This is a genomic window from Microcystis sp. T1-4, assembly GCF_000297435.1.
Lineage (GTDB): Bacteria > Cyanobacteriota > Cyanobacteriia > Cyanobacteriales > Microcystaceae > Microcystis.
Window position 1 is genome coordinate 26519 of record NZ_CAIP01000144.1, and the last position, 7873, is coordinate 34391.

Here is a 7873-nt window from a genome sequence, read left to right on the forward strand (position 1 = left end):
TGGACAAAATCCGTTACTGTAGGGGCGCAAAGCTTGCGCCCCCCGATCAATTGGGATATTATTCCCACGCAAGTCCCTAATATCCCAAAACCCCAACACCCTGTTAGTCCGAGAAAAAGTCAACCAAAGTCAACTATTTGCTTCCGAGTTGCTAAAATCTGAGGAATTTTCACCTACAGACTCGTTGGCTGGGGAATTTTCGCCAGAGTTTGTGTTTTTGCCACTGCCTTTGTGGGAATTTTTGCCCCCTTCCCGTCCAATAGCCGCCATGTGGGCGCGATCTCGGCTAACCGCTTCCCCGCCTTTTCGTCCCGCTTCCCGGGCTTCTTCGGAGGTAAATTCGTGGGCTGTACCTTTTTGATGAGCAGCTTTACCGCCTTTACTAGCGATTTCCCGTTGTTTAGCTTGATCCATAGAGGCAAAACCGCGTTTACTCTTACCTGTCATAATATCCCTCCTGTGTGAATGCTGATTTTAAAAGTTCTTAAAGACTTATGCGAGATTTTTAAAACATCAAAATCATGATCCTGTGGCTGGGCAAAAAATTGAGATCGCCCCGCTTTTTTCCTCTAAGAACTATGAATTCCTATCCACGATCATAACTCATTAGCTTGACTTCTAGAGAACTAATTACAGCAATCAAAGGGCGTATTTTATGTTAAAAAATATTAAGCAAATCGAGCATTTATCAGTCTAAAGATATAGAAGTTATCTTAATGGTGAGGTACAAAGTCTTGGTTTGGGGCAGTCGGAATTTAGTGATCAGTGATCAGTAATCAGGGATCAGCTTTTTTCTCCCTGCTCCCATCTCCCATCTCCCCACTTCCGAATTCATAATTCATAATTCATAATTCCGAGGTTTTTTGGGGGATTTAATCGGGAAAAATTAGGGTAAAACTTGGGTTTTTGCGATTAACCACTTATCTCCTTGCCGTACCAAATCATAGCGCACCTTCAAGGACTCATTATAGGAACGCTCGACAATTTCCTTGCCATTATAGAAATACATGGCCTTTTCGTTGACTATCGCTTCCACCGTCGCTAGATTAGGATTTTTGGCATTATTAGTAACCGATCGCACATCCACCTGATGATCGTAGCGCCAATAGTTATTTCTCTGTAGAGCCGCCGCCCGTTTTTGCCAAATTTCTAAGGCCGAACCCGTTAAAACCTCTTGCAATTGCTCTTTTTGGTGTTCACTGCCAAAAGCTGCCGATTTTGCCACTAACCAAGCTTGAATCGTCTCCTTAGCTGTTCCCTTGCCCAAGGGAGTCCCTTCGATCACTTCTGCGTTGGCTGAGGGAATTTCCAGTATGGGAGTATGCAGAGAAATCGGTAACTGTTCCCCTTGCAAGGCTGCCAAAGGGGATTGACTATCGACAATTGCCTTCACCCCCAGGGACAAAACCGCCAGCGTTCCCACTAATCCTACTGCCAATATCGCCACTCGATCGAGTCGTAGCTTTCTGCGGGCCGGTCGTCTGCGTTTCGGTGGGACTAGGGCGGTTTTTACCGTTTCTGGGGCCGCTTGCTGGGAGTTGCCCGCCGCTGGGGGGTGCGGGCGACGGGGACGACGACGGGGGGGATTAACTGCCGGTGGATGATGGGCTGCCGTCACCACCACAGTACCCTGAGTATAGGGGGTGAGAGTTTCCGGCTGAGGGTTGGCTCTCAGGGCAGATACAGCAGTGCTTGTCCGCTCACCGTTAACTCTAGCTAAAGACGGTTTTTGGGGACGAGAGTGGGAAGACGAATAAGCAGATTCCCTCATCGGTGTCGCTCCTGGCACTGGGTTTAAATGGGGTGGGGGGGGTGTGGGTTTTGAGAACAGTTACTTCCGATTCTAAAGGTTCGCCAACCTTTTCCTGAACCGACACGGGAACTTTTTCGTCAGGAAAACCTGACAATTCTTCTAAATAATTTTGTACGTCTTCCTCGGCAAAATACTCTTTGAGTGAGGCTTTCTGCTCGACTAAATCACTAAAATGGCAGAAAACTTCTGTTTGTAACCAACGCTCGCCATAACGACATAATCCGGGTAAAAGATCGGGAGATTGCCCGGATTGTTCCTTAATATAATTTAATATTTCCTGCTCTTGACTTTTTTCTAAAATTGTGCTTGCCTGTTCGGTTTGACCGAGCAGCAGGGCGCAGATCGAGCGCTCAAGGGAGACATCCTGATGTTTTTGTAATTGCTGCAGGCGCTGGCTGGCCGCAACGATAGCGGCGGGTTGTTTTTGGGCGAAACCGCGGGCGATCAAGGCATAGACCAGCAGATAATTACCCACCGCCGAGGGGCGTTGGGCCTCTTTTGCCCAGATTTTCTCCTGTTCGGCCTGAGTTAAAAAAACCCGTAACTGTTGAATAAAGCGTAAAAAATTATCCACCCCCAACCCAGAGCGGTCATCGCCGGGGCCATCGATACCGCCGCGCGCGGCCAACATCTCCTCCAAGAGATTTAAGCCGCGCTGACGGGCAAGACCGGGTTTTTTTTCTTGGGATAACAATTCCAGAACCCGGTAGGGACGCAGGCGATCGCAATCATGACGAATCTCGCTGGCCACTTGCGGGAACATTTGTTCTTGTTCCAACCAGGTCAGGGCTTTGGCCGCAGTGCTGGCGGCCTGTTCATAATTTTTATCCTGCCAATATTCCCGACTCAATTCCCCGTAGGCCAAAGCCAAGGTTAAGATCATGTCTGGGCGAGTAGTTGGCTCTAAATCTAGATAAGTTTCGGCCAAACGAATCACTAACTCGTATTCTCCCAACTCTTGCAGGATGAGCAAAGCTCCCACCAGATCGGCGGGGGCAATGGTAATCTGGGGAGTGGGATATTCCGGGGAAGCGGCGGCCACCTCCCCACCCTGAGAATCTAGGTCTTCGGCGCTGCTTTCTGGGTTGAGAAGCAAGGGGTTGGGGTCGAAAAATTGGGCATCGTAATCACGACGGCGATCCGGATCACTTAACACTTGGTAAGCTTCATCTAACAAGTGCTGACGGGCGATGATCGCTGTTTGACTGTATTCTTGACGGGGCAATTGCCGTCCCCGGTCGGCGTGGGCCAAATCAATTTGCTCGGCACTCACCTGAAAGGGGATTCCCAATATCCTGTAGTAGTCAAGAGGAATTCGCACGGTTAGCTGTACCTCAACTCTGGAGAGTCCTTAGTGAATTAAGTGATGTAAGTGAGAGCGGAGCGAGTAAAATAACAAGATACCATCTTATCCTAGCCAATCTCTGACTGACTAAGGTTAGATTTGAGAGAGAAAATCCACTCGAACCCCTTGGTTTGAGCCTAAAAAATTCACTGCCAGAATTCTCGAAAAATCTACCGCTTCCTCTACCCTTGCTTTTTTGTTGTCTAAATGATACTACAGACCCTATGATTTCCGAACGTACTTTACCAACCTTTAATCCTGCTTCCATCATTATTACCAAAGCTGAAGGTCTTCGCCTATACGAAGATATGGTTTTGGGGCGGATGTTTGAAGATAAATGTGCCGAAATGTATTATCGGGGCAAAATGTTCGGTTTTGTCCACCTCTACAACGGTCAAGAAGCGATATCTAGCGGTATTATTAAGGCCTTGCGTCAGGGAGAAGATTACGTTTCTAGCACCTATCGCGATCACGTCCACGCCCTCAGTGCAGGAGTTCCCGCTAAGGAGGTAATGGCGGAGTTATTCGGCAAAGCTACCGGCTGTAGTAAAGGACGGGGCGGCTCCATGCATATGTTCTCCGCCGAACATAAGCTTTTAGGGGGTTACGCTTTTGTGGCCGAGGGGATTCCCGTCGCTACCGGGGCAGCTTTTCAAAGTAAATACCGTCGCGAGGCTATGGGGGATGCCAGTGCCGATCAGGTAACGGTCTGTTTCTTTGGCGATGGGGCGAGTAATAATGGCCAGTTTTTTGAGTGTCTGAATATGGCCGCCCTCTGGAAGTTGCCGATTATCTATGTGGTGGAAAATAATAAGTGGGCGATCGGTATGGCCCACGATCGAGCCACTTCTCAACCGGAAATCTATAAAAAAGCCAGTGTTTTTAGTATGGTCGGTGTGGAAGTGGACGGTATGGATGTGGTCGCTGTTCATGCCGCCGCCAGAGAGGCTGTAGCCCGCGCCCGCGCCGGTGAGGGGCCGACTTTGATTGAAGCCTTAACCTATCGTTTCCGGGGTCACTCTTTGGCAGATCCCGACGAGTTACGCAGTGCTGACGAGAAACAATTCTGGGGCGAAAGGGATCCGATCACGCGCTTTGCCGCCTACCTCTACGAGCGAGATCTGGCCACGAGAGAAGAATTAAAAGAAATCGAGGAGAAAATTCAAGCTGAAATCGAGGCAGCGGTTAAATTTGCCGAATCTAGCCCCGAACCCGATCCTAGTGAACTAACTCGCTTTATTTTCGCCGAAGACGAGTAATTTCAGTGATTAGTTACCAGTTATTCAGATTTGAGTAATCAGTAATCAGTGATCACTGATTACTTAAGGTATTCTATGAGGGGGAGCAGAAAAATCCCGCCTTGAAGATGGTTGTTGTTGAAAAAATCCGTAAAAAATAGTTGCGCTCTTGTATAATTCGCTAAAATCCAGAGAAATAGCTTTTGCCATGGCGACTACAGAAGCATTGAACCCCAGTCAGTTCGCATTCTTAACCAACCTCACCGCTGATCGTTCAAGTTCACCCAACCCACAAGAAGAAATGGACAAAGTTATCATTCTCGTTAATGCCGAAGCTCAAGCCAGTGGTCAGATGTCTCGGCTATCGCCCGTTACCGAAAAGATGGTGATTGCCTTAAAAAATGCGGTTCCTAAATCCCTAGCGGTGGAGGTGACGGGGACGGCTTCTTTGTGGTCAAAAATGGAGTCGGGTAAAACTGCCCAAAATAATTTAATCTGGTGTCCCTTAACAATTCAATTACCCAATTGGGTGAATTTTCCTGGTAAAAAAGTTTATCAAGCTTGTCGGGATATCGAGGAAAGACGCGCTTGGGTTGCCCATACCCTGCACTATAAAACCAGTCAGGGAGATTCTTCTTTTGGGGATCTTTGGTTGCCCATCACGGTGACATCTAAGGGTTTAGAATACGGTGAGGTGATCGGGGAGGGTATGATCCCTAACGCCTACAGTCAACCGATTAGTCTGGAAAGAGAGAGTCTGAAGTCTTTACATCGGCTGGCAGCGCAATTACTGGATAATCTACAGGCTCCTGCTTCCGTTTACTTGCTACAGTTTCGTCTGGCTCATCGAGAAGTGGTTTTTGATCGTCTCTGGCCTTTTCCTGCCGCACCTGCGATCGCTTCCCTGCGCGGTCAACAGACGGATCTCTATGCAGCCTACTGGAATTGTTTACGTCAGCAAGCAATGCTCGATCATTCTTTGGCCATTTAAAGGCACTGTCTAGCAGGAATCTATTAAGTTGACAAAAGCGATACTTTGGCAGAATATTTAGCGTAGCGGCCGCCATAAAAATCCTGCTTTCGTCGGTCCAGCCTCTCGAAAATGCCGAAATATTCGCTAATTATCCCGATTTATAACGAGGAAGAAACCATTCCAGAACTCTATCGCCGTGTCAGTGACGTCATGGATAGTTTAGATGATTCTGTGGAACTGATTCTGATTAATGATGGCAGTGGGGACCGATCCTTAAAATTAATGCGGGAACTACAGGAAAGAGATGCTAGGGTCTGTTATATTAGCTTTGCTCGTAACTTTGGCCATCAGGCAGCAGTGACGGCAGGACTTAATTTCGCTAGGGGTCAAGTTATTGTTGTCCTCGATGCCGACTTGCAAGATCCACCGGAATTGATTCCCAAAATGATTGAGTCTTGGCAAGCAGGTTATCATGTGGTTTACGCCCAGAGAACAAAACGGAAAAAAGAAAGTTGGTTTAAACGCCTAACTGCCTACGTTTTCTATAGATTGCTGCGACAATTAGCCGACGTGGATATCCCTGCGGACACGGGGGATTTTTGTCTGATGGATCGTCAGGTAGTGGACCTATTAAATTCTATGCCAGAACGGAATCGTTATATTCGCGGTTTGCGCGCTTGGATTGGTTTCCGACAAACTGCTGTTAAATTTGAGCGGGATCCCCGGTTTGCTGGCGAAGTCAAATACACTTTTAAAAAATCCCTAGCTTTAGCGATTAATAGCTTGGTGTCTTTTTCTAAGATTCCCCTGCGTCTTTCCACTTATTTGGGCCTATTTTCCGCTTTAATTGCCCTGTTGATGGCTTTACTGGTTCTCTACTGGCGCTTACAGCAACCCGACTCTCCCGTTACCGGTTTAGCTACTATCTTGATCGCTGTGTTTTTCTTGGGTTCAGTACAATTGATCAGTATTGGCATATTAGGGGAATACATCGGTCGAATTTACGAAGAAGTTAAGGGCAGACCAGCCTATACAATCGCTGAGATCGCTGGGTTGGAAATCAATTAAACTTTTCAAACAACTATCAATTAATTCTTGTCAATTAAAGATTTTGTTAACTTCTTAAATAAGCAATAAGCTGTTGACTCTCTAAATTACTGGTTAAGACTGTCTATGATCGAGGAGAGAGGTTTTGCTCATTTGTCCTAAAATTTCTAATAGGCAGTGCAGCTTACCCCATTCGTACAAAAAAATTAGCAGGGCCGCTAATAGAAATTAAACTCCAATAGCAAAGAAAAACTGTCTAACTTTGCCCACAACAGCGATCAATACCTAAACTATCTAAAATCAAATCACTGACGGCGTTAGCGATGGCAAATTCACTATAAAAACTTTCGCGGAAATCAAAAGCTTGCATCTCGGTAATGATCGCAATCACCAAGTTACCGAGATCGTTTTCTCCTTCCAAACGCTGACGCAGAAAAATTTGACTAGCGCGTTCAGCGATAGTTTCATTAATAGCTTCGGGAATAAATTCTGCATCTAACCAACGATGCAAAGCCGTGCGCAGCCAAGTTTGTTCCTGTTGGGGATTTTCGATCGGTGGTAGAGTAATAGGCGGAATTGCTGGGGGATAATCGGGCATAATTAGAGAATGATCAGGCTACGAGACTGAGTTCTTGGGGGGATTCGTGGATACCGCCTCTATTATACAAGGATACGCACGCGGTTACTTTCTCATGGCCGATGAGGGGGGGCGATTGGATTGGTATTCTAGTATAAATCGCGCTCTTATCCCTCTCAATCAGCGTTTTAGGTATCCCAAGTCCCTAAAACGAGTTTTGAATCAAAATCGCTTTAGCGTGGCTATTAACCGCGATTTTGCTGGGGTTTGTGCCGGTTGTGCCGATCGCTCGCTGACTTGGATTTCCCCGGAGTTAATGCAAATCTATCAGCAATTACACCAAGCAGGTTGGGCCTACAGTTTCGAGACTTGGCAAGGGGATCAATTAGCGGGGGGGATTTTAGGTTTAGCAATTCGCGGGGTTTTTATCGGGGAATCGATGTTTTATAAAATTCCCGATGGTTCTAAGGTAGCCATGGTCAAGTTAGTTGAACACCTCAGAGAACGGGATTTCTGTCTATTTGATGCCCAAATGCAAAATCCCCATCTGGCTAGATTTGGGGCCTATACTATCTCCGAAAAGGAATATCATCACCGACTGGAAAGCGCTCTGCTCAAGCATTGCCGTTTTGTTTAAGTATTGTTTCCGATGATAGCAGTCATCTTATAGTATAGTTATACCAAATTTCTCAATCCATGACAGACACCCACGCTCGAATGCTTGCCAAGCCTGCATTCGTTGTGACGCAAATAAACCTCTTGCAAAAGTCAAAAAGTAATCAATCCTGATGCTGAAAGCATCTATTCTTGTTTCTGTTGCCTGTTGCCTTTTGCCTGTTGCCTGACTTCTGCAAGAAGTCTAATAAAGAAAAATGGTATT

The 7873-nt window shown here is 46.7% G+C and carries 6 protein-coding genes and 1 pseudogene; 4 read left to right on the forward strand and 3 right to left on the reverse strand.

The features are described 5' to 3' along the window. Positions 1–129: 129 nt before the first annotated feature. The gene (locus MICAI_RS08585; RefSeq protein WP_008200471.1) at positions 130–447 is read right to left on the reverse strand and encodes a KGG domain-containing protein; all 318 of its coding nucleotides are present in this window, start codon (positions 445–447) and stop codon (positions 130–132) included. Positions 448–886: 439 nt separating this feature from the next. Continuing rightward, positions 887–3134, reverse strand: a pseudogene (locus MICAI_RS08590) (IMS domain-containing protein). Positions 3135–3382: 248 nt separating this feature from the next. Here MICAI_RS08590 and pdhA point away from each other — a divergent pair. From pdhA to MICAI_RS08605, 3 genes are all read left to right on the forward strand, one after another. Next, positions 3383–4417 carry a pyruvate dehydrogenase (acetyl-transferring) E1 component subunit alpha gene (gene pdhA, locus MICAI_RS08595; RefSeq protein ID WP_008200476.1) on the forward strand — a complete coding sequence of 345 codons (1035 nt, stop codon included), beginning with the start codon at positions 3383–3385 and terminating at the stop codon, positions 4415–4417. 187 nt (positions 4418–4604) lie between these two features. Then, positions 4605–5387 (forward strand): hypothetical protein, encoded by a 783-nt coding sequence (locus tag MICAI_RS08600; protein WP_008200478.1) that lies wholly within the window; start codon positions 4605–4607, stop codon positions 5385–5387. Between the two features lie 111 nt (positions 5388–5498). Further along, the gene (locus tag MICAI_RS08605) at positions 5499–6437 is read left to right on the forward strand and encodes a glycosyltransferase family 2 protein (RefSeq protein WP_008200480.1); all 939 of its coding nucleotides are present in this window, start codon (positions 5499–5501) and stop codon (positions 6435–6437) included. A 235-nt stretch (positions 6438–6672) separates the two neighbouring features. On the opposite strand, the gene MICAI_RS08610 is transcribed toward MICAI_RS08605, so the two are convergent. Further along, positions 6673–7014 (reverse strand): hypothetical protein, encoded by a 342-nt coding sequence (locus MICAI_RS08610; protein ID WP_008200482.1) that lies wholly within the window; start codon positions 7012–7014, stop codon positions 6673–6675. A gap of 34 nt (positions 7015–7048) precedes the next feature. Here MICAI_RS08610 and aat point away from each other — a divergent pair, with 34 nt between their 5' ends. Then, the gene (gene aat / locus MICAI_RS08615) at positions 7049–7630 is read left to right on the forward strand and encodes a leucyl/phenylalanyl-tRNA--protein transferase (protein WP_039899873.1); all 582 of its coding nucleotides are present in this window, start codon (positions 7049–7051) and stop codon (positions 7628–7630) included. Positions 7631–7873 lie beyond the last annotated feature (243 nt).

Bases quoted from the DNA above. Each gene is read 5' to 3' on its own strand.
- pdhA (WP_008200476.1), top strand. From the start codon at position 3,383: ATGATTTCCGAACGTACTTTACCAACCTTTAATCCTGCTTCCATCATT.
- MICAI_RS08600 (WP_008200478.1), top strand. From the start codon at position 4,605: ATGGCGACTACAGAAGCATTGAACCCCAGTCAGTTCGCATTCTTAACC.
- MICAI_RS08585 (WP_008200471.1), bottom strand. From the start codon at position 447: ATGACAGGTAAGAGTAAACGCGGTTTTGCCTCTATGGATCAAGCTAAA.
- MICAI_RS08610 (WP_008200482.1), bottom strand. From the start codon at position 7,014: ATGCCCGATTATCCCCCAGCAATTCCGCCTATTACTCTACCACCGATC.
- MICAI_RS08605 (WP_008200480.1), top strand. From the start codon at position 5,499: ATGCCGAAATATTCGCTAATTATCCCGATTTATAACGAGGAAGAAACC.